This window comes from Aureisphaera galaxeae, from assembly GCF_028561275.1.
In the GTDB taxonomy this organism is placed as follows: domain Bacteria; phylum Bacteroidota; class Bacteroidia; order Flavobacteriales; family Flavobacteriaceae; genus Aureisphaera; species Aureisphaera galaxeae.
In genome coordinates this window covers 367,707-391,860 of the sequence record NZ_JAQQTF010000004.1, presented here as the reverse complement: position 1 = coordinate 391,860, position 24,154 = coordinate 367,707, and the positions used below count along the sequence as shown (strand labels likewise).

The following is a 24,154-nucleotide window of genomic DNA, read 5'->3' as shown; positions in this document are numbered from 1 at the left end:
TAGCGAGAGCGAGACTTGAACTCGCGACCTCCGGGTTATGAATCCGACGCTCTAACCAGCTGAGCTACCTCGCCAAATTGCGGATGCAAAGATAACAACAAAATCATCTGTTGCAAATAACTTGACTATCTTTTTTCAAGATTGGACAAAGGATATTCCGCTATAAAGAAAATCAATTTGCTAACAGCAGTTATACCCTCATTTTAAAGGGATCATTTCGAACGCCCTATAGTCCCGCCAATAACCAATGCAGCCGAAATGATCATTACGTTTTTAATGATATACTGCCCTTCCATAGTAGGTAAATACACCGCCCATGGTTTTTGATAAACCACTTCTGGCAAAAACACCATTGGCATAAAAGTTCCCAACATTTGCAGCAATAACAGAAGAATAGCTATCCGCGTGGTTCTTTGAAATAAAAAGAGGATACCAATAAGCACTTCCCACCATCCAATCACATGAAGCCAAGTATCCGGCGATCCAAATGGAAGCCACGCCACGGTAGCTTTCAATAAAGGTTCTGCGGCCGATAGACCAAAGGGTTTTAGAATTCCGAACCAAATAAAGATGATGGCAAACGAAATACGTAGGGCTGGTACGCCCATCTTTTTCATTCGGGCCGATATCCCTTTATCCAGATTCTCGAATTCGGTCATAGTAGATTATTGCAGGGCTTCAGAAAGTTGATCTAGGCCAAGGGATTCTTGCTCCCCCGTCCCCATATTCTTAAGTGTGTAGGTTTCTGCCTCAATTTCTTTGTCACCTGCTAAAACCACAAAGGGAATGCCCCTACGATCCGCATAGGTCATTTGTTTTTTGAATTTGGCAGCATCGGGATACAGTTCAGCCGAGACGCCTTCTGCACGAAGTGCCTTTATCGCTTTCATAGCATACATCCCTTCCTGCTCTCCAAAATTGAGGAACAATACCTTCGTAGTGGCTGATACCGTATCCGGAAAAAGGCCTAATTCTTCCAACACCAAATAAATACGGTCCAATCCGAAGGAAATCCCTACCCCACTTACATCTTTCAGTCCAAATATTCCGGTAAGGTCATCGTAACGACCGCCACCACCTATACTGCCCATTTTAACGCCTTCTGGAGCCGCTACTTCGAAGATGGCTCCGGTATAATAGTTTAGTCCACGTGCCAAGGTAACGTCGATCTCAAGACTAGTAGAACCTAGACCTAAGTCGTCCACAGAGTTAACGATGAACTCGAGATCGGTGATCCCTTCCAATCCTATTTCGGAGGTAGCCAAAAGTCCTTTCAACATACCTAGCTTATCGGAAGCTGTTCCAGATGCTTCGAACAAAGGCTGCACCTTTTCAATAGCTGCATCGCTAATCCCTTTAGAACACATCTCCTCCTTTACTTTCTCCTCTCCTATCTTATCTAACTTGTCCAGGGCAACGGTAAAGTCGATCAACTTATCGGCTTCGCCAATTACTTCAGCAATTCCGCTCAGGATTTTTCGGTTGTTCATTTTAATGGTGGTTCCCTTCAATCCCAATTGGGTAAAGACAGCATCATATAATTGTACCAACTCCACTTCCTGCCATAAGGACTTGCTCCCTACCACATCGGCATCGCACTGATAAAACTCACGGAAACGTCCTTTCTGCGGATTATCTGCTCTCCATACTGGCTGCATCTGATAGCGCTTGAAAGGAAAGACAATATCATTTTGATGTTGCACCACATACCTTGCAAAAGGAACTGTAAGGTCGTAACGCAGCGCTTTTTCAGAAATGATCTTCGCGATTTCATTACTATTTCTTTCTTGGTAAAGCTCGTCACTTATAAATTTCTTCTTAGAGTTTAAGTAATCCCCACTATTCAAAATCTTAAAAATAAGCCGGTCCCCTTCTTCCCCATACTTTCCCATCAAGGTTTCACTGTTCTCAAAACTCGGGGTTTCTATGGGCTGAAATCCATATGTTGTAAAGCACTCCTTTATCGTATTCATAATATACTGGCGCTTCACCACTTCTGAAGGTGAAAAATCACGGGTTCCTTTGGGTATGGATGGTTTCTTGGACAAAATATATTCCTTAATTAAGTTACCGAATTTGGTGGCCGAGTGATTCGCAAAGCGAATTGTATCGAGGTCACGAATTTTAAGACCCTGCAAATATCTTAAAATAATAGCTAAGTTGTAACTTTATAACACCACAATAGTCTAACTCATAAAATTGGCCACTCCATGTTCGGGTTGTTTCGTGAAAACGTGCGTATTGCTTTGAGATCTATCCGAAGCCAATTGCTAAAAACCATCCTAACGATCTTCATCATTAGTTTTGGGATTTTGGCCCTGGTAGGCACGTTGAGTGGTGTGGATGCCATGGAAGCTGTTTTTGGTAACGATTTCGATACCATGGGGTCCAATACCTTTAATATACAGCGGTACGAATTCAGTATCCAAAGGCGTGGTGGCGGAAGACGCGAAAAAATCAATCCAGTTATATCCTACAACGATGTACGTGGATTTTTAGACACCTACGACTATCCCTTCTCACAAACATCGGTTTCCTTTCGTGGTACTTCTACCGCAGAAGTAAAATATGAAAGCAAAAAGACGGACCCCGAAGTGCAAGTATATGGGGCCAACGAACATTACCTGTCGAATACCGGTAGCATTGTGGAATTGGGACGTGGATTAAACGTCACCGATGTTCAGAACAACTCCAAGGTGGCTGTCATAGGTTCCGATTTTTTAAAAAACCTATTCACGGTCGAAAACCCCATAGGTAAGACCATTAGTGTACGGGGCGCCAAATTTAAAGTGATCGGGGTGCTGGAATCCAAGGGATCCTCCTTTGGAAACAATCAAGATCTAAAAGTGGTCATTCCCATACAAGTGGCCAGAGGTATTTATACCACTCCTAATATTAACTACACCATTAGTGTGAAGGTGGACGAGAATTCTATGTTACCCAGCGCACAGGAGGAAGCTGTGAAAGTGTTTCGCAATGTCCGCCGATTGGAGCCATTGGAGAAAAACAATTTTGGAATTCAGCGAAGCGAGGATCTTATCAATATTGTAGCAGAAGTTTCTAGTGTACTTCGCATATCCGCTTGGATCATAAGTGTGATTACCATACTGGGATCATCCATAGCGCTTATGAACATTATGTTGGTTACCGTTTCGCAAAGAACCCGGGAGATTGGGATTAGAAAGGCGGTTGGTGCCAAACGATCCACGATTTCGACCCAGTTTTTTATTGAATCGATCGTTATCGGTCAGTTTGGTTGCCTTTTGGGCGTGATTTTGGGTGTGGCGGTAGGCTACCTTATTGCCATGCTATTCGACGTGGAATTCATCATCCCATGGGGGGCCATGTTCTGGGCTGTCGTACTAAGTTTCTTGGTTGCCCTTATTTCTGGGATTTATCCGGCACAAAAAGCGGCAAAATTGGATCCCATAGAAAGTTTACGATACGAATAGAAAATATTTAAAACTCATCATATTTGAATAGAAACTACCATTTATCGTATTGCAAAATCTGCAAGCATAAAAAAAAGGACTTGAACAAAGGCCTCCTCTGTGCTTTAACTGATCAATTGGCCGATTTCCAAGAGTCCTGCTCAACATTTGAACGGAACCCTCAGGAACTGGAAAAGTACAGGAGGCAGTTTCAAAAAGAGGTGGATGAAAAATATGCTACCTACGATTGGGAAGAAGTATTCTTGAGCTCCAAATTCAGAAAACCCGAGAAGTCCCATTATCCAAAATACAAATCGGCTAGGCGAACGCATCGGTTAAATTTCAAAAACAGTGCAAAAAATGATAAAGTAGGACTTGTGGGCATGTCTGCCTGTCTAATCTACCTAATCGCAGCTAACTACAAGGATTTCTTGAATTCAACCCTAGAAAAGGGTGTTTTAGTTGGGATGGTAGTCCTTTTCCTCGTCATAGGAACATTTACCTATAGATCTTTTTTCATGAAATTGGAAACCAAGATCTCGATCCGAAGACATGGAATTGAATACTTCGGCAATCATGTGAACTGGCAAGATATTGTGGATTTTGGTGTTGTGAACGAAGGCAAGAGTGGTTTTGTAATGGTGCTTGGAACCATTACGAAAGGAATAGTAGAAATTCGCTTGACTTCCCTTAATCTAAGCCCTCAGGATTTCACAGATATCATCCTTTTGAACGCCAAATATGCCAAGGAAAAGTACTCTTAGGCCCCCATTATTCCTATATTGATTTCACTTAATGTAACGTAATCATATGCCTTGTCGACAAATAGGTAAGCCCATTTAGTTTTGAGCATTTTTAATATAAATTCTTACCATATGATTATTTCAACTACGGAAACTGTTCCCAATAAAGAGATTGCTGAAACCTTAGGAATTGCGAGAGGAAGTACGGTACGGGCCCGTAATATTGGCCGTGATATCTTTGCTGGTCTTAAAAACATTGTAGGAGGAGAAATTGAAGAATATACCAAACTGCAGGCCCATGCAAGAGAGCAAGCCATACAGCGAATGATGGCAGATGCCAACCGTCTGGGTGCGGATGCGGTTGTCAATGTTCGATTAACCACCAGCATGATCATGCAGGGTGCTTCTGAAATCTTAGCTTACGGAACCGCAGTAAAACTTAAGTAAATGGATATAGGATTATTTTTATACGGCCTTATTTATGTAGCCATATTCTTTATTTTGGTCTACCTTGTTATACGGCGGATCAAAATAAAGCAAGGAGAGGATTTTGAGGATCGGGATAATTAATTCCCAATAAACTTTGAAAAAGCTTCGTACAAGGTTCCATCTACGATGGAAGCCCCTTGCTGAATAAGACCGAAAACATCTTTGTTTCTGTCTTCTCCATAAGGCTTAGAAGCTGTAAACAACTCTACCCCGTCTTTTTGAATGTTGTTTTGAAGCCAATCCATTCCTTCCTGAGTGGTAATATCCACATCCTGAACATGGACTTTTACCATGATAAGATGCATTTGTGCAGTTGTTAACTTAAAAAGGAATAGTTGCTTGGCAGATGCATTTTGAAGGTACTCTGCTTTGTTGAGCACGCCTTCCCAAATGAGATCGCTAAAAACATCGATCTCTTCTTCGGCGACTTGAGGTTGTTCCTTTTTGATTTTCTTCCACTCTTCTCCCGTAATAGATTGGGTTGCCAAGAAATTGATGAATTCTTGGTGAAGTTCTTCCAACTGCTCCTTCGTAAGTCTGGTGTATTTCATGGTAATAAAAAACCGCCCAAAATTTGAGCGGTTTATAATGTATTCTGTTGCTATTCTTATTTAGCTTCTGCGACTACGTCGAACGCGAAATCTACAATCACGTCCCTGTGGAAACGGATCTTAGCATCGTAATTTCCGGTACGCTTCACAGTTCCTCCAGCGATGGAGATAAATTTCTTCTCGATGGTAACGCCTTCTTTCTCTAAAGCTGCGGCCAAATCTGCATTGGTAACAGAACCAAACAACTTGTCTGCTTCTCCTGCCTTAGCAGCGATCTTGATTTCAAGACCGTTTAATTTATCCGCTTCTTTCTGAGCGTCTTCTACGATTTTCTTTTCTTTAAATGCACGTTGCTTCAACGTCTCTGCCAATACTTTCTTAGCAGATGGAGTTGCTAACACCGCGTATCCTTGAGGGATTAGGTAGTTTCTACCGTATCCGTTCTTAACCTTTACTACGTCATCTGCGAAGCCAAGGTTCTCTACGTCTTTCTTTAATATTAGTTCCATATCTCTATCTGCTTTTTATTTCAACAAATCGGTTACGTATGGCATAAGTGCCAAGTGACGCGCTCTTTTAATAGCAACGGCTACTTTACGTTGGTACTTAAGGGAAGTTCCTGTTAGACGACGAGGTAAGATTTTACCTTGTTCGTTAACGAACTTCATAAGGAAATCAGGATCCTTATAGTCAATATACTTTATACCGGATTTTTTGAAGCGACAATACTTCTTGGCTTTGGTAGTCTCAATGTTTAAAGGCGTAAGATATCTAATCTCTCCGTCTTTCTTTCCTTTTGCTTGTTGTTCTATAGATGCCATACCTTATGCTTTTTGTTTGTTACGGTTTCTTCTCTTTTCGGCCCAAGCAACAGCGTACTTGTCCAAAGCTACAGTAAGGTAACGCATGATGCGCTCGTCCCTTCTGAATTCAACCTCTAATTCGTTGATAGCATCACCACCTACGGTGTACTCAAACAAATGGTAAAAACCACTTTTCTTGTGTTGGATCGGGTAAGCCAATTTTTTAAGGCCCCAGTCCTCTTTTGATACCATCTTGGCACCTCTAGAAACGAGAAGATCTTCGTACTTCTTTACTGTTTCCTTTATCTGCTCTTCAGATAAAACGGGATTCAAAATGAAAACAGTTTCGTAATGTTTCATGTAAATGAATTTAATTAATGATTCTCAGCACTTTGCCAAGAGCGTGCAAAAGTACTACAATAAATCCAATAATCAAACCTACGGTATAACATTTCAGCTTTTCTTACAAGTAAGGATAAAACGTTCATTTTATTCGTTAAAAGTTAAAAAATGTTGCATTTCGTCGATTTTTTTTATTAATATTGTGATGAGCTAAACCTTACTACCGTGGATAAACCTATACTAAAATGTGCTATAGTAGATGACTCTACCCTGCAACGGCTTTCCATTGTAAAGCTTATAGAGAACCACCCTTCTCTGGATCTAGTTGCTGAGTATAACAACGCTATCGAAGCCAAGATGGGGTTGGCTACTACAGAGATAGATTTGATTTTCCTAGACATCGAAATGCCGATTCTTTCAGGTTTCGACCTGTTAGACGATCTTACGCACAAGCCGCAGATTATTTTCGTTACTGGAAAAACCAAATATGCCTTTAAAGCATTCGATTACGACGCTGTAGACTACTTGCGTAAGCCTATTTCCAAAGAACGTTTCCTAAATGCTGTTCACAAAGCCATTGTTAACTACAAAATGCGTAACGAAGACGGATTCGATGATGAAGACTTCATCTTTGTGAAGAGTAACCTTAAGAAGCGTAAAGTATTCTTAAACGAATTGCGCTATATCGAAGCACTGGGAGACTATGTGAAATTGGTAACCGAGCATGATGCCTTGGTAGTTTTATCTACCATGAAGGCGTTCGAGGCATTGTTACCAAAAGAGCGTTTCCTACGAATTCACAAGTCATATATCGTAAACTTGGACAAAGTAGAGCGTTACAATAGCAAGGTGATCGAGTTGGAAAATGAGCAGTTACCATTAAGTCGTAACCGTAAAGCCGATTTGGTCGAAGCCCTTGCTGCTTCCATGCGCAACTAATAATTATCTACATCCATAATTACCTTTACCCGAGAGAACTCCTTTTGGGCATTAAACCGTTGTTGCACCTTTTGTATAAATGTTTTTGTTTTCTGAAGGGATTGCTGCTTGGGTATTTTTACCAGAATATTAGAAATGAACTCGTTCCGAATCCTTGAAATAGCGGGACTTTCGGGACCCAACACCTGTTCTTTCAATTGAAGGCGTAGGACTTCGCCAAACCATACAGAAGCCTTTTGCATAGTTCCAAAATTTCGGTGTTTGAAGGTAATACGAATGGTTCTGTAATGCGGCGGATATTTATACTGATATCGTTCTTCCGATTGTTCCTTGTACATGCCTTCATAATCATTCACACTTACTTGTTGCAAAATCTGATGCAGCGGATTATAACTCTGAATGATCACTTTTCCCCGTTTCTCAGTACGCCCTGCCCTACCCGAAACTTGTTGCAGTAACTGATAACTCCTTTCATGCGCCCGGAAATCTGGAAAATTCAACAAATTATCGGCATTCATGACCCCTACCAAGCTTACATTTCTAAAATCCAATCCCTTGGCAAGCATCTGCGTTCCCACCAGAATATCGATCTCTCCATTTTCCATACGTTCGATCAATTTCTCATAGGCGTGCTTTCCTTTGGTGGTATCCTGATCCATTCGGGCAATACGCTGATTGGGAAATAGCGCTCTCAACTCCTCCTCTATTTGTTCGGTTCCGAAGCCTTTAGGGTCCAAGGTATCGCTTCCGCAAGCCATACAGGAAACCAACATGGCCATCTGATAGCCGCAATAATGGCATCGCAATTCGTTACGATGCTGATGGTAGGTCAGACTCACATCGCAATTGGGACATTGAGGCGCTACCCCACAAGTCGTGCATTCTACCACTGGTGAAAAACCACGTCGGTTCTGAAACAAAATGATTTGTTCCTTCTCTTCCAAAGCCTCTTCCATAGCTTCCAATAAGCGATCACTAAAATGGCCCTTCATCCGCTTTCTCTTCAGCTTATCGCGTATGTCCACCAATTCAATGTCCGGCATCAATACATTGCCATAGCGTTCCTTGAGCAGTACCAGGCCAAATTTATCTTCTTGGGCATTGTAATAGGATTCCAAAGAAGGCGTGGCAGACCCTAACAGTACTTTTGCCCCGTGCATTTGCGCCAAAACCATAGCGGTATCCCGTGCATGATATCTAGGGGCAGGACTGTATTGCTTAAAAGAAGGTTCATGCTCTTCATCTATAATGACCATTCCCAAATTCTGAAAGGGCAAAAACAAAGACGATCTCGCCCCTATAACAATCTGTGCTTTGGATCTTTGTGCCAATACATTCTTCCACACCTCCACCCGTTCATTCAAGGAATATTTAGAATGGTATACGGAGACCTTCTCCCCAAAATAATGCTGCAGTCTAGTTATAAGCTGCGCAGTAAGGGCTATCTCGGGAAGCATGTACAAAATCTGTTTCCCTGTGGAAAGCAGGCTATCAATCAATTGCACGTACACTTCTGTCTTTCCACTAGAGGTAACACCATGCAATAATGTGATTTCTTTTTCCTGAAACGAAGCTTCAATCTGTTCCAATGCCTTTTCCTGCGCCGGACTTAGCTTTTTCACTTCCGAGGGAGCCTCGCCTTTATATTCTACTCGATCTTTCTGAAGGTAATACTCTTCCAATATCCCTTTGTCAATCAAGGTTCGAAGTACCGGGGCATTACTGTCCGATTTCTTCTGAAGTTGAGTAGATTCTACATGTTCTTCAGTAGCAGATAGCATGAAAAGTGTCATAAGTACCTGTCGTTGCTTAGGAGCTCGGGACATGGAATCCAACAACTCCCGAAGGGAATCCTCTTCAGAAAAAGGGCTGGATAAACGTAGGTAACGTTTCAATCTGGGCTTATACTGTTCGAATACTTCCTCCTGCACGGAGATCAGTCCCTTTTCCAAAAGGGTTTGAATTACCTTCACCACGTTCTTCCGATCCAGTAAGCTTCGAATGTCATTTATATGCAATGAAGACTGATGGGTTAACGCTTCATGTACCATAAATTCATCGTCGGTCAATTCGGAATCATCTAAAGGTTCCTTGGCCGTTCGGGTAATGATGGTTTCACTTTCCAAAAGGAAGGCACTTGGTAGCGCTGCCCTGATCACTTCCCCTAGGGTACACATGTAATACTTGGCAATCCATTCCCAATGTTTCAGCTGTGTAGGCGTAACCAAAGGAGTTTCATCCAGTATCTGATCGATGCTTTTGGTTTCATAAGTAGGAGGTTCATTTTGATGTACTCCATATACCAAGGCCGTGTAGACTTTAGATTTACCAAAAGGAACAGACACGCGCATTCCAGGCTTCAAGAAATAGGCCTCATCCTTATTCACACTATAGGTAAAGTGCTGCTTTAAGGGAATGGGAAGAATGACATCGATAAAATACAAAGGAAGTATATTGCTATTCGCGTTTAAAATTAAAAAAGGCTGTTCAAAATACGAACAGCCTTGGTACTATTTTATGAACAATGCTTATTCTACGCGATACCAGTATTGGGTTCTTCCCAAAAGGGAAAATCCGATGTAGCCACGTACCTTGAGCGTTTTATCATCCTCTAGGGTGATATAGCATTTGTACAATTTTCCATTTTCAGGATCCAGTATCTTTCCACCATTGTACTCATCGCCATCCTTCTCCAGTCCTCTAATAATGGTCATTCCCATTATGGGTTTTCCTTTGTCCTCTCCTTTGCATTGATCGCATACGGCATCTTGACGGTCTTTTTTAATGATCTCGACTACTTTTCCGTATACCTTTCCATCTTCTTCATAGATCTCGAGGATGGATTTGGCTTCTCCGGAAACATCGTCAACAGTCTTCCATTTGCCCATAACATCTTGTGCGGTTATGGTAAAGGTGAGTAGTAAGGCAGATAATAGGGCGATTTTTGTTTTCATAGGTGGTGGTTTTACTTTCCTAGCATACCGTCTTTCAGGTTGTCATCGGCAGGATCTTCTCCCAACCAAATACCGAAAAGGGCTTTTTTGAATTTCATACCGGGAATAACTCCCAATTCTTTTCCGTTTTTATAGATAACGGCTCCACGGCCGCTTTGGTACGTAATATCGAAGATATTTCCTTTCACGATCTCCTCGCTAAAGAAACCTATAAACTTCTCTATTTCAGAAGATAAGGAAGACGTGTCACCATTCATGGCAGCATCGAAACCGTCATTCACTGCGCTTTTCATACGGTCGCTGGAAACCAATTTGGACGTAATCTCCATTTTAATGGCCATGGTCTCATCGGCATTAATGATGCTACTGGCATCTCCAGATTTCGATTTTAAATATAGTCCGGCAGAATATAATTTAAAGAAGGCTTTCTTACGTATACCGCCACCGTTCAGCACCAACTCTTCTCCATTAAAGCTTGTAGAATTGGGGAGGGTAACGCTTCCAATCTTGGTTTGCGCACTTGCCAAATTCATGGTAAGTAATGCTACGAAAAGTAAGAGTCCTTTTTTGATAGTTTGTTGTTTCATCTTCATTGTTGATTTGTATTGTGTATTGATTTTTCCTTAAGTCGCTGCAATGAAATATTCAATTCAAAGCCTAATAATAATAGGTTCGCATTGATCCAAATATAAAACATCATAATCAATAGTGCCCCAATGGAACCGTATAATTCATTGTAGTTGCTAAAATTGTTAATGTAAACTCCAAAGAAATAAGTAGTTACCAAAAACAAGAGGGTCGTTACCAATGCTCCTATCGAAAAGAAGCGGGTTTGCCTTCCCTCCTTCACCCCAAAATGATATAGGGTAGAGATTGCAACATATAACATGATAATAAAGATCGTGTACTGCAGGAAATTAATCCATGCATAGTTGTCCTCAATCAAGGAATTTGCCTTTAATTGATTAATGAGATATTCCCCATAAAGGATCGACCCCACAGTGATTAACAACAACAATGCCAAAAAGATAGAAACCATTAGCGCTATGAGGTACTGCCTAAAGAAGTTACGGTTTATGGTTACATGTACCGAATACTCGAAAGCACTGAAAATGGAATTCACCCCATTGGCCACCAAAAACAGGGTTAAGAAGAAAGTAAAGGACAGCAAGCTATTTCTTGGATGAAGTGCAATATCTGTAATCACTGGCATGAAGAAATCCTGCGTTTGCGGGGGTAAAATCCGCTGAATAAGGTCTAAAAACTGACTCTGAAAATTCTGGATACGAACTACCGGAATGAGATTGAGCATAAACAGTATAAACGGGAAAATGGCAATAAAAAAGCTATAAGCCACCGAACTGGCCCTAGAAGAGAAAGTTCCCTTTACGATACCAATACTATATATTTCGAGTAAATCGTATAAAGAAAGCCCCTTAAAGCCTGGAAGAACAATAAGCTTTAAGAGTTTTACCAGTGTACGGACCACTGGCACCCTATTCAGCTTTTCTTCAATTTCGGTACTCATTAAACGGCTTTTAGGCTCAAATCCATATTGTACACCGAATGGGTCAATGCACCGCTAGAGATATAATCGACACCACACTCTGCATATTTACGAACTGTTTCTAGGGTAATTCCACCACTAGACTCAGTAAGGCAGGTATCGCCAATCATTTGCACTGCTTTGCGGGTATCTTCGTAGTTGAAATTATCGATGAGGATTCTGTATACGCCATCACTTTTCAAGATTTCTTCGATTTCTTCCAAGTTTCTTGCCTCCACGATAATCTTTAAATCCAAATTTCGACTTTTAAGATAGTCTTTGGTTTGGGCAATGGCCTTAGTAATGCCTCCACAGAAATCGATGTGATTATCTTTGAGCATAATCATATCATACAGGGCAAAACGGTGATTTTCGCCGCCACCAATCTTCACGGCCCACTTTTCCAACGCACGGATTCCAGGAGTAGTCTTACGGGTATCCAATATCTTGGTACCTGTCCCCTTCAATAGCTTTACATATTCGTTGGTCTTGGTAGCTATCGCGCTCATACGTTGCATGGCATTCAATACCAGACGCTCTGCTTTCAAAATAGATTGCGAAAGCCCCGTTACATAAAAACAGATGTCTCCATGTTTTACATAGGTACCGTCTTCTATCTGTACATCCAATGAAAGTCCGGGATCGACAAATTCGAATACACGTCGGGCAAACTCTACTCCAGCAATAATCCCTTCATCTTTTACCAATAGCTTTGCCTTACCCGTCGCTTCCTCCGGAATACAGGCCAATGAGCTATGATCACCAGCACCGACATCCTCACGAATGGCATTGGCAATTATGATATCTATTTCTTTATCGAATTTCTTCTGGGAAATCATGGGCGGCTATTTTTAGCTAATTTAAAAAAACCCACGAAGCCTTTTGCATTCGTGGGTCATTTTTTGAATTCAATAGTGATTATTCAACGATAATCTTTTGGGTTACTTTCCCTTGATCTGAAGCCAAGGTCACAAAATAAATACCGGGTGGTAGTTGTTCAATATTGATTGTATCTCCATCAACCACCAGCCTTTCTGAAAGGAATTGACCGGTAACAGTATGTAATTGCAACTTACTGGGCCCTTCAATCCCTCTAATTTCAAAGGAATCATTCGCAGGGTTTGGAGCCAGTACTATAGTCTGCGATTTGAAATTATCTTCGATGGAAAGTACCAAACTGGCATCTGTCCGGGCCGCTAATAAACGTATGTAAGATGCTTGGTAATAAATGGCAGGCTCGGTGATCTCCCATGAGTTATTCGGGAAACCATCGTTAAAATCGAGATAGCTCTTTTGTTGGGGTTGTCCATAAGGCGGCACTAAACTGGTTACCGAAAATTGTGCATTTGGACCGCCACTTACAAAGCCAGGTGCAGGGCCAATAGGCGAAGTGATTGCATTATCGTATACCGTTCCGTCGGCAAACCATGTATGGTAAATTTCGTTAGCACTTCGATCTGCTCCTACACTGTACATATTGGATAGATATACCATTCCTTGGGGATTCACCCCGTGGAAATAGTGTAAGATTTCATCAATTTGTTTATCAAATTCGTCATTGGAAGCAGGGAAAAAGTTCGATTTTTTAGCCAACAGATTAATCACACCATAACCAGATTTTGCCTGATTAGAACCCCAATGATAGGACCAATCTGGCATCTGTGCCCTGTAAAGGTCATTTTCAGAAAAGCCAAAGAAATCGTTCCAGTCATTATTTACCGTGGCCAGCCAGGAGGTAACGATTGTATTGATGGTGGCAGAATCGGCTCCGGGCAGTAAGGTGTAATAAATAAGCGCATCGTTTACTTCCGTGAAATAGGGGCCCCAGAAGTCGGTATCTATCTGCTCCAAGCTAGACACATTCGCCATGACGTAGTCATTGTATTCCGAAGCTCCCGTAATATCGAATAAATGCACCGAAGCAGTAAAAAAGAAAGCCAATTGGGTAGCAACTGGCTGATCCGCATCCCCAGCTACGATGCTTCCATCGTCACAATCGGTCTCCAAAGTTCCTGCGTCTACAAAGGTCTTAGCATAATTATAAGTGGAAATGGCGGTTTGCTCCAATGTGGTGGCATAAGCCTGAAATTCAGGAAACTGCCCAAATACCTTAGCTGCATGCGCCATGACACTAGCTATCGTTATTGAAGCCGAACTACAGGTCGGACCATAAAACCTAGGATCGGTATTGGCACTAGGTGGAGAGGCACTATTTTCGGCAAAGTTCTGACTCCCCATTTTAATGTGCACGCTACCATCGCTGTTTACCATTTTCAGTAACCAATCCAATTCCCATTTAATTTCATCAATAAGGTCGGGGATTCCGTTTCCAGATTCGGGAATGTTCCAATTGTCATCGAAAGCATCGGGATGCTCTTCGTAAGCCCACAATAAATTGTGCAAGGTAGAATGGGTAAAAGTAACATACTTGTTATAATCGCCCGCATCGAACCATCCTCCCGAAAGATCCTTTTCCAAACTGGCATTGCCCGGGTCGTAAATGTAACGGCAATTAAAGTCCTGAAGCGCATTATTGAAGTTATCCCCATCATCCCATCCTTGGGCATAGGGTTCGTCTTTAGGAGCATTACAGCGATTGTAGTAAAATGCGCGTCCAGCGGTTTTTAAAACTTCAGTATAACGTGCATCCGAAATATAAAAGGTACCCGATCTCTCGTCGTTCGTAGGATCGTACACATAATAGTTCCCTTCTCCGGTTACCGAAGAGAAATCGAACCACCATCCGCTGTCGCCCGATTGGCCATGCACAGCACCTCCATTCCAAGCACTCACTGCTGAAGCGTATATCAAGTTGTCATTAGACGCGTCCCGTAACTGAATTTCGGAACCGGGCGTGTAGCTTTCAGAATTGTTATAGCCCACTTCGGGGTTGGATAGCACGGCTACTTTCGTCGCATTAGGGGCATAACCAAACTGATCTACATGAATAAAGGGGCTTATATCTTGGGAAAAAATAGGTAATGCGAGCGCCATGAGCACTCCGTTGATGATTAGCTTTTTCATGATTGGGGTGTTTTTTATGAAAATTAATGAAAATAGCCTTTACACCCTATTGAAGGTCAGTATTTTAACAGTTTTGTTTAAGCTGAAGGTTTTAGCTTTCGGTATTGCTTTTACAATAGTTGCTTCGCAGTATGGCTGTTTGCATTGACCTTATCGTTTCATAGAAAGTGCTACTAGGCTTGTATTTCCTACTTTTGCAGTATGAAGATCACCCTACTTGCCATTGGAAAAACGGATGATAAAAATCTACAGACGCTTATAGACACTTATGAAAAGCGTCTTAAACATTATGTAACGTTTTCTATGGAGATCATTCCTGATATTAAAAACTCCAAGAACCTTTCGGAAGCACAACAGAAGGAACTGGAAGGGCAGGAAATCCTAAAACGGGTTACTACTTCGGATGCATTGGTATTGTTGGACGAAAATGGAAAGACCTTCTCTTCGGTTGGGTTTTCGGAATACCTTCAAAAAAAAATGAACAGCGGACTTAAAAACCTAGTTTTTGTCATTGGAGGTCCGTATGGGTTTAGCCAAGCGGTCTATCAAAAAGCGCAGGGCAAAGTATCCCTTTCTTCCATGACCTTTTCCCACCAAATGGTCCGTTTGTTCTTTGTAGAGCAATTGTACCGAGCCTTTACGATATTAAGAAACGAACCCTATCATCATAGGTAGTTTTCGAGTTCAACAGTTCTGTGTTCAAGGTTGATTTGTTGAATCGTTTAACCGTTTAATTGTTGAGTAGATAGATGTCCAACTAAATAACCTTGAACCCGAAACTCGAAAACCCGCTAACTCAAAACCCGAAACCTACTTATTCCGAATCTTCTTATAACTGGAATTCTTGGCGAAAAGGTAACGATAACCGTTCATCCCTTTGAAGTTGGGCGGTATGGTCACTTCGATAATCTGAGGGCCCTTTTTGTACACTTTAATGATGCTTCCGTTATCAATGGTAGAATTGGTAAGCTTGTACTTAAGATTAGCCATTTGCTCGTTAAAGTTCTTGTACATGGCTTTATTCTTGAAAAGCACTTCAATACCTCGGGCTTTAACGCGCTCCGAATAGTGGAAAAACAATAGGTAGTCTGCAGAATCCCCTAATTTAAAATTGGGACGATCATACACAAACTTAGCATTTCCCAATTTGTTCTGGGTTTCCCCCTTGGCCTCATAAAATGTCCAATTATTAGCCGTAAGATACTCCTCTACTTCCCCAGGACTTTTATCACAGATCAATGTGAACTGTGTTGGGGAAAGATTTTGTGAAATACCCTGAATGGCCATCAGCCAACAAACCAGAATAAAGAATATTCGTTTCATAATGCGGGGAACAAACTTAGAAATATGCTTCTACATACCTATTTATTTGACAATAATACTAAAAATAAGCGTACGCATATACAGGATTTTCCCCTATTCCACTACCAATTTATGGCTATATGTACCCTGTGAATCGGTAAGGGTTAAGATGTAAAGACCTGAAGATAGGCCATGATTTACTCGAATTTCACCTGAAACATCAATTAACCCAGTGTTGTAAACCTGTTGTCCGGCCATATTGAAAATAGCCATTTCCAATGAACTCGTTTGTACAGAAGGATCTACTGCAATTCGAAGTGTATTGCCTATTGGGTTTTCGGAAAGTATATATTTTGAAATTCCTGCAACATCATTAACACCCAAAATACCCCCGGTTATCTCGAAAATGGCAAAGGCAGCTCCCTCGGGCGTAACAGTTACATGATCTTCGTTTACATTAGGAATATGCGTATTAACGAATGGAGAAGCCGATAAATCTGGATTCGCATACCAATCATCTTCATCGATATCTAGGGCACTAAGTGTAGGAACAAAACAATAAGCATCCTGATCTAAAGCCTCTATAAACTGTACAATCACAGGGTTCGTGCCATCTCCCAAAGCCGTGGAAATATTAGCCGTACCTCCCGGTGCACTGTCTACTCCATCGCTAAAAGCAAAGGATTCTCCGTCGGCAGAAAAGGATCCTACCTGAACCGGCCCCAAGAAGGTTTTCCAATCGGTAATAGTAATGGCCTGACCGGCTTCTGGCATAAAATGCAAACTTACTTCGGCAGTTGTACCGGCAATAATATCCAAGGTCGTATCAATTACTTGCATCCCAGGTGTTCCAGTCGTGGTTCCAATACCGCTTCCATTGATCATCGCTACATTGCGTACATTTTGAGCAAAGCCCATAGCATCCAATTCGGCCTGAAAGACATCCCTAAAACCTGGAGCTCCTTCTGGCAGTAGTTTTGTCGGATCCTGATCGGTATCCGAACCATCGGCCAAGTGAGCGGCCAAATGATCTACCAGCATTTCCTTGGCAGCTGGAGAGTTAAGTACTCCAGCAACAATTGCTTGCGCTTCCGGATTATTGAATTCGAATGCCAAATAATTGATTAGGTATTGTAAACTGATCGGAACATTAGCTCCTCTATGAGGCGAATCGAAGGAAATGAACAAGCGCGTTTCATGTGGTAGGCTGTTCTGCTCCATATAGGCTAATGCATAACGTCCTACCAAACCTCCCATACTCGGGCCTAGCACTACCAATTCCTCATCTCCCACTTTCTGATCGTTGATAATGGAAATAAGTTCGGCCAACACAAAGGCGTTCCGCTGGATGTAATCGGCACCGCCATCTATATCTTTTCCTCCCGTAGTGTACAAGGGATTATTAAAAATGATAATATCATACCCTTGATCGCGCAGGATATCGGCCATATTCTGACCATCGAAAATCAAGCTGTTGTACAATGCCGTTATATCTCGGGCATCTCCCGGATCGAATCCATCCAATACGATAATAGGATTGTCTAAAACCCCATCCACGTTATCGATAAAGATTTCGTATTCCCCTTCCCCAAAATAGGCTTGGGTTTCGTCATACCCTTGATAGGATATGGTAGCGATCACTGTTTCTACCACACTTCGATTGGCAATGGGCTTGGTTGAAGACTCTGGCAAAAAACGACTTTGCCCTATGGTTGTAATGGAAATAAGGGAACAAAGGAAAAAGTATACATATTTCATAGCAAGAAGGGGTTTATAGAAATTTTTTGCGGTAAGATAAGGATTAATTTGGGTTATTAAATTTAATCTAAGGTTAATAATCCTATTCCTTTTAATTCGAATACTGTAAATGCTGAATCAAAGCATAAAAACATGAAAGATCTTGGCAATGATGGTAAGCAGCATGATGAGAAGCGCAGGAAGAATGATGGGCCAAATAGTGTTGGTATTTAGTTTTTCTGCATGCTGAGCCTTAAGCTCTTCGAAAGTAATGTTTTCTTTCTTTAATTGCTTGTCCTCCAATCCAGTTTCCAACTTCTTTGCTAGTTCCTCGTCGTCAAGGATATGATAGAGCACTGTTTCATACTTGAACTTGGTTTTCCGATAGGCTTTTTCAAATCGAAGGATGCGTTGGCCCACAATCCTAAAATAGTACACCCCAATTCCTATAACGACGAACAGATAGCGCATAACGGTATCTCTATTTTCGCTCGCTTTTAGATCAGCTTCCATGACCAGATCTATATTCAAAAGGCCTATGATAGCAATGATACCCCCGATAAGGTATTTGTTGGAATAACTATTGGCTTCGGCCGAAACAAATTCCATGCGTTGTTGTAGATGGTCGAGATGGGCAAGTTTGGTTTCTTTCTCCGACATAGTTCTAAATTTTTCTTTGGAAAAATTATGAGTTTATGAATAGGCTTGACTTACTATCTTAGTATTACTAAATACTGCTTTTCAATGCATTAGTAAAGATAGAAAAGCTAATGATATCATGAAAAAGTGTTCTATGAATTTCCGAAAATCAACTTCAAATTACGCCATGGGATGATCTGGAATCATTTTATATGATTTCCAATTTTTCCTAAAATCGGGAAGAATCTCATCATTAATAGTCTTCATTACCTTTTTCACGACCTTCTCCTCATTATCTGGATGGAACGAGGTAGGAAATGCTGGTATTTCCAAATGACGTTCTATGGCAACCACAATTCCCGGAAGTGCTCCCTGTATTCCCCAGTCTATGGAATTTCCATAATCGGTAATGTCCTTTTCCAGAGATGAAATCATGGCAGAATACATCCAATTAAAACGAATCTCGTTATGCGGATGATGCCGTTCATTGTATTCCAATAAACTTTTCATAATGGGGAAATGCCCATTGTATTCATCCCAAAAATGAACCATTAAACCTAGCGAATAGGTAAGCAGGCGCATATAGATGTTAAGGGGAAGCTTAAGTCCTTTCTGAGGAAATATTTTGCAATTACCACGCACAAAATCGATAATACTCCAATAGACGGCATGCTCATCGGCATCGATTTCCATAGCTTGTCGTTCGTTAATGATAAGCATCCCTTCGTCCACTCCTTTTCGAATGATTTCCCCAAGATATTGTCCTTCCCCATTTTCGCCTAAAGCCAATTCCCCTTGGGCTTGTCCATTTAAATACGCCGTATGCCCAGTAAGGATATGAGCCAACTCGTGATACACAATATATTGGAGCATCATGTACCAACATGCATAGCTTAAATGGCTTCGTACGGTCCCGGAAGGAATCCTATGATAAATCTGCGCAACTTCGGGCAGGGTTTTGTTCAGAATGGCGGTGGCGGGTATTTTTTTCTCGGAAGCATTGGGGTCCACACCTTCAATTTCATTAAACAAATCGGTGCTCGCGATAAAAGACTCCATCATTGCGAACAAGCGTTGGTATAATCCAATACTTATCCCAATAAAGTGAAGGGATCCGTCTTTGGTAGATTTGGCACTGGCATCAAAATCGATATTATTGAGGAAGTCGAAGTGAATCTTCATACCTCTTTCCTTAAGGCCTTCACCGGCACATAATTCATCCAAATATTCCTGTACATTGGCCCTAAAAAGCCTTGCTGCTTCTCGATCCTCAGGATGAAAGGAACTTAGGTAGTAGAGCCCTCCCCTATTTATAAAAGCTTTGTCGAATTCTATTTGTGCTTCAGATTCCCATTCGTGCATGGTACTGTTTTTATGAGGTTATATTCAATTAACGATTCCAAACAGGGCCATAATAAAGCCAACTAACATACATGTCGCACTTAGCCACAAGAAAATCCTTTTATGTCGCAAAGCCTTCTTCTTGTGTGCTTTTATAGCACTTGGAGATTTTAAAATGACCTTTTTCTCATAGGGAAGAAACCCAAAAAGTGAGATGATGAGAGCAACCAAAAATGCTATGACCACAGGTTTCTTCATATCTGACGACATTACCTGCCGGTCTGCAAATACCAAAACAATAGTTAGTATGGCCGTGTTGGTGGTGAGCAATTGTTTCAACACTGAATTTGCCAGTGCAATTCCGTTTTTCAGGGATTCCCTTCCCCACTCAAGGTAAAAGAGTTCTTCATCTGTGGTGGGCTTGCCTTCTGGGAATTCCGCTTTAGCTTCTTCTGGCATATATTATGGCTTTAGTGTGTTACTGGCTCCACAGTTAGGACATTTCTCCACGATTTCTTCTACATCCGTTTTCATCTCCATAACAAGTTCTCCTTCGATGTCCTTTTTAATATCTTGTATAGTTTTGCAATTATAGCATCTGTATTTCATTCTACCATGGGAGTTTTGAATACATAAATGTACTTAAAATGGATATAAGAATTTTATAGGATTTTTCCTGTATTTCTATGATAAATCATAGGAGATCAGCAAAATAAAACGGTATACGCCTTTATCAATATAAGGCTTGTCTTTAAGGAGAAGAGCTTAATTGAATCCAAAGCGTAAAATCGGCCCCTTTACTTTTCGAATCGAACTTTACGAATGCCGTGATCTGTGTCCCACTCCTTAACTATAGCAAATCCAAATTTTTCATACAGTTTTCTCGCTGGGCCATTATCGGCTCCAGTTTCTACTGTGAACAATTCGGAATGATATGCATTGAATACATATTCGAGCATTTTACCGGCAATGCCCAGCCGGAAGAACTTTGGATGCACCACCAAACTCTGAATATGGGTTGCGCTTCCTTCGGTGGCTATTTCCGTAACCCCCGCTAGCTCCCCATCTTTATGAAAGCCATAGAAAACATTAGGACAATCTACAAATGCTTCCAAAGGTCTTTTAAGGGGAGGGAAATCGATAGCATTTAATAGTTCCGCTTCCACAGCATATGAATCCTGAAAGACAGATCGGATTTCTTGCGCTATAGCGGTTTCAGAGTGTTTGAGTTTTTTGATCAAAATCGAAAGTTGGGTTTTACGCCTACGGAATATTTATTACCGAGTTATCATCACTTGAAAAACCTACTTATTCTTTCTTTAAAAGTTAAGGGCGAAAAAGAAAAATCGAGGTCGAAGTTATCCAAAACCTCCCTAGCCTTTTCTTTTATTTCTGGACTGCCTTCTATGGCAAATTCTTTTATCCGTGCTACCCAAACTTCTCCATCATGAACATCATCGTCTTCATCATAGTCAGTTAAGTACCAATCCAATAATTCCAAAAGCTGGAAATTAAATTTTCCATTTCCGGTAAGACTCAGATTTCCAACTAGGAAATCGATAATCTGAACGTAGATTTCTTCTGTTTTAGAGTAAATATCTTCTGTCTCAATATCTTCCAATACCTCTAGGTATTCGGGATCTATCCTTCCGTTTTTTGCCAATAAAACTACTCGTTGGATTTCATCGAAAAGAAATTGATTCCAACTCACGGAGTATTCAGACAAGGCTTCATAAACCAAACTTAGACTGGAAAATTCGTCGGGAATGGTCGAACTACAGTAATGTTTCAACTCATCCGGGTGCTGCTCTCCGTACTTTACAATTCCCTTCAAAAATCTCTTCTGCTCTTTTTCTTTGGTGTCGTACCATTCATCCAATTGATTAGTTTCATGATACCTTAGTTCTTCAATAATATTCAATAGAAAAGCGTATTAATTATACAATGGTTTGTTTATGAGTGACAATAAAGTTCAATTTGTTACTATACTTAGTCTACATTACGTACGCCAGACACATGGGACAACACTGCTTTCCAAATTCCATCCCGATAGATAAGCACATTACTGGATTCGTAGTCGGTTTTATCACCTCCATTCACCATATGGCCTGTACCCGCGATGATGGCCGTTCCATTTTCGAATACTTCCAATCGTTTGATCTCATATCGGAAGAAATCATGGTTCATGGCGTTGTTTTTAATCCATTCCAACTCCTTTTCCTTATTGGACCATTCCCCATCATTCCGAACCATTTGAAAGTCGTTGCCCAAGATGCGATCTAACAAAACCGTATCCTGCTCTCGGTAGGCTTTGGGCCATTCTACCTCCTTAAGGAACCGAAGTTTTTCCATTTCCGTTTCCATATCCCATTCCGTTTCGATTTGGGTTGTCGTTTCTTCCGATGCTACAATAACTTCTGGTTTCTTTTCTTTGCAGGACGAAAGTATTATAATGATAAGTAGTGGTAATAGATGCTTCATATAGGTTCTATTAGATGCTGTTAGTTAGGACGCTACGCTAATTTAGCAAACAAGGGGTTTTACGGAGAGGATATAACAAAACTTTATGTCATTGAAGATTGATAATTGAATATTCATTATTGAGCATTGAGAAACGAGAAGTAATCTCAACGATTAAACAGTTAAACGATTCAACGCATCAACGGCAAACCGACTCCTCGATACAACACTCCTTCCAGTCGAACCACTCGGAGTCCATCGATTCATCACCTCAACAACTCAATAGTAAAGACATCAACAAATCAACCCAAAACTCGGAACGAGTAAACCTGGAACCAGAATGACTCCTCGATACATTTCTCGTTTCCCTCGAAACACTCGGAGTCCGATTCATCAACCTTGAACTCGAAACCCGTAAACCTTAAACCCGAAACCCTTCTACATCTGCGTATCGTATATCACCGGGAACTGATCTGGAATTTCTTCATCGGTTTCTCCGAGGTTTTGGCGTAAATCGATTTCAATACCTCTCGCGATGGTCGAAATAGGTACGTCATTGGCCGATCCTTCGAATGGGTTTTCCCCAGTTCGTCCTATACGTTCCATGGTATGGAATACCCAAGCCACTATAATGTAAAAGGGAATGGATAGCCAGATAAAGTATTTTCCGATCATGGGCATTTTTTCTGCTATTTCACTACCGATTTCAGCAAACTGAGGTACGATGGCCAACGGTAATAGTAGGACAAAAACCCACATGAAATAATGATTCAAGGAAGCGAAATGACGCGGATATGGGAAGTTTTTAATTCGTTCGGATTTACCCTGTAATGTGAACAATTCTTCCAGAACGCCTTCTAATTCTAAAAAAGAAAACTCCCAGATGGTGCCCTTTTCTTTTAACCTTCTAAGATGGTGGGACTGCAAGTACAACAAGGCCGTTTGCTTATTCCCCTTGCTCAATACATATTTCATGTCCTCTTCGGAAAGATAAGGCTTAAGATCATCCTCTAAGGTGGATTTCCTTTCTGGCGGTTGCAGGATTTTGGTCCACTCCTGATTGGTTTTCTCGTTCAATACCGTTTCCCAAGTTCGGGGTGCTCGCATGGCGTGCCGTAGGGCTGTCATCCAAGCAATATGGCGATAGGTCAGGGTTTTTACCTCACCGTGCAATTCCTTATCCGAAAGTTTTTCGGAGGCATGCTCATTGGTCACCATATCTTGAACGAACATCCCAAAGGTTCTTGACGTATTTACAATACCACCCCAGATTTTACGGGCTTCCCAAATTCTTCCATAAGCTGAGTTATTCTGAAAACCAATAACAAAGGCAACAGCAGTACCTATTAAAGCCAGTGGTGTCCACGGAATTTTGAGCCAATGTAGATCTAATACATGATAGAGTCCAACAACGGAAGCGCTGATAATAAAAAACAAGAGGGTCGAGAATCGAGTCCATCTTGCCATGTCTTTTAACTTGAAAACTTTTCTGGTGTACATACGTTACGATCGTATAGGGTTAGTAAGGCAAATACTTTTAGGAATTTGCTTTTGGAAATTTAGGGAAAATATGGAAAAAGAAAAACCACCTAAAAAGTGGTTCTAAAATAGCTATTGGTCCTCTGGTAATGCTTCGAATTCCTTGCGCCTCGCTTCATACCATTCTTCCATAGCTCCGGGTTTCTGGGCATATTCACGCATGGCTTTCATAGCGTTAAGGTGCGCTTCGTCCCCTTTTTGAAACATTTCCATGCCGTGTTGCTTACTAAGTTCGGCCATTTGCTCGAAGGTTTCGGCTTTAAATTCTACATCACAAGGGCCTCCTAATTGTTTGCAAGTCATTGTTTTCATGA

Annotated in this window: 29 protein-coding genes and 1 tRNA gene; 6 read left to right on the top strand and 24 right to left on the bottom strand. The window is 41.2% G+C overall.

Annotation, left to right across the window (positions count from 1 at the left end):
- From POV27_RS06785 to hisS, 3 genes are all read right to left on the bottom strand, one after another.
- Nucleotides 1-74 (bottom strand) — tRNA-Met (locus POV27_RS06785).
- A 138-nt stretch (nucleotides 75-212) separates the two neighbouring features.
- Nucleotides 213-659: a DoxX family membrane protein gene (locus POV27_RS06780; protein WP_272861989.1), complete on the bottom strand. Its 447-nt coding sequence runs from the start codon at nucleotides 657-659 to the stop codon at nucleotides 213-215.
- Nucleotides 660-665: 6 nt separating this feature from the next.
- A complete protein-coding gene (hisS, locus tag POV27_RS06775) occupies nucleotides 666-2,048 on the bottom strand; it encodes a histidine--tRNA ligase (protein WP_272861988.1) in 1,383 nt (460 codons plus the stop codon).
- Between the two features lie 162 nt (nucleotides 2,049-2,210).
- On the opposite strand from hisS, the gene POV27_RS06770 reads away from it, so the two are divergent.
- From POV27_RS06770 to POV27_RS06755, 4 genes are all read left to right on the top strand, one after another.
- Nucleotides 2,211-3,452: an ABC transporter permease gene (locus POV27_RS06770; protein ID WP_272861987.1), complete on the top strand. Its 1,242-nt coding sequence runs from the start codon at nucleotides 2,211-2,213 to the stop codon at nucleotides 3,450-3,452.
- Nucleotides 3,453-3,532: 80 nt separating this feature from the next.
- Nucleotides 3,533-4,195, top strand: coding sequence for a hypothetical protein (locus POV27_RS06765; protein WP_272861986.1), 663 nt, complete (start codon nucleotides 3,533-3,535; stop codon nucleotides 4,193-4,195).
- Between the two features lie 111 nt (nucleotides 4,196-4,306).
- Nucleotides 4,307-4,621, top strand: coding sequence for a YbjQ family protein (locus POV27_RS06760; RefSeq protein ID WP_272861985.1), 315 nt, complete (start codon nucleotides 4,307-4,309; stop codon nucleotides 4,619-4,621).
- Nucleotides 4,622-4,744, top strand: coding sequence for a hypothetical protein (locus POV27_RS06755; protein ID WP_272861984.1), 123 nt, complete (start codon nucleotides 4,622-4,624; stop codon nucleotides 4,742-4,744).
- Here POV27_RS06755 and POV27_RS06750 read toward each other — a convergent pair.
- The 4 genes from POV27_RS06750 to rpsF are packed head-to-tail and all read right to left on the bottom strand — an operon-like array spanning nucleotide 4,741 to nucleotide 6,377.
- A complete protein-coding gene (locus POV27_RS06750) occupies nucleotides 4,741-5,214 on the bottom strand; it encodes a DUF6495 family protein (RefSeq protein ID WP_272861983.1) in 474 nt (157 codons plus the stop codon). The genes POV27_RS06755 and POV27_RS06750 overlap by 4 nt on opposite strands.
- A 56-nt stretch (nucleotides 5,215-5,270) precedes the next feature.
- Complete coding sequence (rplI, locus tag POV27_RS06745; RefSeq protein WP_272861982.1) at nucleotides 5,271-5,723, bottom strand: 50S ribosomal protein L9; 453 nt, start codon at nucleotides 5,721-5,723, stop codon at nucleotides 5,271-5,273.
- 15 nt (nucleotides 5,724-5,738) lie between these two features.
- Nucleotides 5,739-6,035: a 30S ribosomal protein S18 gene (rpsR, locus tag POV27_RS06740; protein WP_272861981.1), complete on the bottom strand. Its 297-nt coding sequence runs from the start codon at nucleotides 6,033-6,035 to the stop codon at nucleotides 5,739-5,741.
- Between the two features lie 3 nt (nucleotides 6,036-6,038).
- A complete protein-coding gene (rpsF, locus tag POV27_RS06735; protein WP_272861980.1) occupies nucleotides 6,039-6,377 on the bottom strand; it encodes a 30S ribosomal protein S6 in 339 nt (112 codons plus the stop codon).
- 207 nt (nucleotides 6,378-6,584) lie between these two features.
- Here rpsF and POV27_RS06730 point away from each other — a divergent pair, with 207 nt between their 5' ends.
- Nucleotides 6,585-7,298, top strand: a complete 714-nt coding sequence (locus POV27_RS06730; protein WP_272861979.1) for a LytR/AlgR family response regulator transcription factor — start codon at nucleotides 6,585-6,587, stop codon at nucleotides 7,296-7,298.
- On the opposite strand, the gene priA is transcribed toward POV27_RS06730, so the two are convergent.
- From priA to POV27_RS06700, 6 genes are all read right to left on the bottom strand, one after another.
- Nucleotides 7,295-9,742, bottom strand: a complete 2,448-nt coding sequence (gene priA / locus POV27_RS06725; protein WP_272861978.1) for a replication restart helicase PriA — start codon at nucleotides 9,740-9,742, stop codon at nucleotides 7,295-7,297. The genes POV27_RS06730 and priA overlap by 4 nt on opposite strands.
- Before the next feature lie 84 nt (nucleotides 9,743-9,826).
- On the bottom strand, nucleotides 9,827-10,252 hold the full coding sequence (locus POV27_RS06720; protein WP_272861977.1) for a DUF2147 domain-containing protein: 426 nt from the start codon (nucleotides 10,250-10,252) through the stop codon (nucleotides 9,827-9,829).
- 11 nt (nucleotides 10,253-10,263) lie between these two features.
- Nucleotides 10,264-10,839: a chalcone isomerase family protein gene (locus tag POV27_RS06715; RefSeq protein WP_272861976.1), complete on the bottom strand. Its 576-nt coding sequence runs from the start codon at nucleotides 10,837-10,839 to the stop codon at nucleotides 10,264-10,266.
- Between the two features lie 2 nt (nucleotides 10,840-10,841).
- Nucleotides 10,842-11,780, bottom strand: a complete 939-nt coding sequence (locus tag POV27_RS06710; RefSeq protein ID WP_272861975.1) for a YihY/virulence factor BrkB family protein — start codon at nucleotides 11,778-11,780, stop codon at nucleotides 10,842-10,844.
- Complete coding sequence (gene nadC / locus POV27_RS06705; RefSeq protein ID WP_272861974.1) at nucleotides 11,780-12,637, bottom strand: carboxylating nicotinate-nucleotide diphosphorylase; 858 nt, start codon at nucleotides 12,635-12,637, stop codon at nucleotides 11,780-11,782. The genes POV27_RS06710 and nadC overlap by 1 nt, the downstream gene beginning before the upstream one ends.
- Before the next feature lie 79 nt (nucleotides 12,638-12,716).
- Nucleotides 12,717-14,822 (bottom strand): glycoside hydrolase family 9 protein, encoded by a 2,106-nt coding sequence (locus POV27_RS06700; protein WP_272861973.1) that lies wholly within the window; start codon nucleotides 14,820-14,822, stop codon nucleotides 12,717-12,719.
- Between the two features lie 201 nt (nucleotides 14,823-15,023).
- Here POV27_RS06700 and rlmH point away from each other — a divergent pair, with 201 nt between their 5' ends.
- Nucleotides 15,024-15,497, top strand: coding sequence for a 23S rRNA (pseudouridine(1915)-N(3))-methyltransferase RlmH (gene rlmH, locus POV27_RS06695; protein ID WP_272861972.1), 474 nt, complete (start codon nucleotides 15,024-15,026; stop codon nucleotides 15,495-15,497).
- A 135-nt stretch (nucleotides 15,498-15,632) separates the two neighbouring features.
- On the opposite strand, the gene POV27_RS06690 is transcribed toward rlmH, so the two are convergent.
- The 11 genes from POV27_RS06690 to POV27_RS06640 form a co-directional block, all read right to left on the bottom strand.
- Entirely contained in the window at nucleotides 15,633-16,145 is a 513-nt protein-coding gene (locus tag POV27_RS06690) for a hypothetical protein (RefSeq protein WP_272861971.1), read from the bottom strand.
- A gap of 93 nt (nucleotides 16,146-16,238) precedes the next feature.
- On the bottom strand, nucleotides 16,239-17,882 hold the full coding sequence (locus tag POV27_RS06685) for a T9SS type A sorting domain-containing protein (RefSeq protein ID WP_272861970.1): 1,644 nt from the start codon (nucleotides 17,880-17,882) through the stop codon (nucleotides 16,239-16,241).
- 117 nt (nucleotides 17,883-17,999) lie between these two features.
- Complete coding sequence (locus POV27_RS06680; RefSeq protein ID WP_272861969.1) at nucleotides 18,000-18,521, bottom strand: hypothetical protein; 522 nt, start codon at nucleotides 18,519-18,521, stop codon at nucleotides 18,000-18,002.
- Between the two features lie 159 nt (nucleotides 18,522-18,680).
- Nucleotides 18,681-19,862 carry a hypothetical protein gene (locus tag POV27_RS06675; RefSeq protein ID WP_272861968.1) on the bottom strand — a complete coding sequence of 394 codons (1,182 nt, stop codon included), beginning with the start codon at nucleotides 19,860-19,862 and terminating at the stop codon, nucleotides 18,681-18,683.
- Between the two features lie 24 nt (nucleotides 19,863-19,886).
- Nucleotides 19,887-20,300 (bottom strand): hypothetical protein, encoded by a 414-nt coding sequence (locus POV27_RS06670; protein ID WP_272861967.1) that lies wholly within the window; start codon nucleotides 20,298-20,300, stop codon nucleotides 19,887-19,889.
- 3 nt (nucleotides 20,301-20,303) lie between these two features.
- A complete protein-coding gene (locus tag POV27_RS06665) occupies nucleotides 20,304-20,450 on the bottom strand; it encodes a hypothetical protein (RefSeq protein WP_272861966.1) in 147 nt (48 codons plus the stop codon).
- 188 nt (nucleotides 20,451-20,638) lie between these two features.
- Nucleotides 20,639-21,082, bottom strand: coding sequence for a GNAT family N-acetyltransferase (locus tag POV27_RS06660; RefSeq protein ID WP_272861965.1), 444 nt, complete (start codon nucleotides 21,080-21,082; stop codon nucleotides 20,639-20,641).
- Between the two features lie 50 nt (nucleotides 21,083-21,132).
- A complete protein-coding gene (locus tag POV27_RS06655) occupies nucleotides 21,133-21,762 on the bottom strand; it encodes a hypothetical protein (protein WP_272861964.1) in 630 nt (209 codons plus the stop codon).
- A 68-nt stretch (nucleotides 21,763-21,830) separates the two neighbouring features.
- Nucleotides 21,831-22,322: a nuclear transport factor 2 family protein gene (locus tag POV27_RS06650; protein WP_272861963.1), complete on the bottom strand. Its 492-nt coding sequence runs from the start codon at nucleotides 22,320-22,322 to the stop codon at nucleotides 21,831-21,833.
- 417 nt (nucleotides 22,323-22,739) lie between these two features.
- Nucleotides 22,740-23,768, bottom strand: a complete 1,029-nt coding sequence (locus POV27_RS06645) for a bestrophin family protein (protein ID WP_272861962.1) — start codon at nucleotides 23,766-23,768, stop codon at nucleotides 22,740-22,742.
- A gap of 144 nt (nucleotides 23,769-23,912) precedes the next feature.
- The gene (locus POV27_RS06640) at nucleotides 23,913-24,152 is read right to left on the bottom strand and encodes a DUF1059 domain-containing protein (RefSeq protein WP_272861961.1); all 240 of its coding nucleotides are present in this window, start codon (nucleotides 24,150-24,152) and stop codon (nucleotides 23,913-23,915) included.
- Nucleotides 24,153-24,154: the final 2 nt, after the last annotated feature.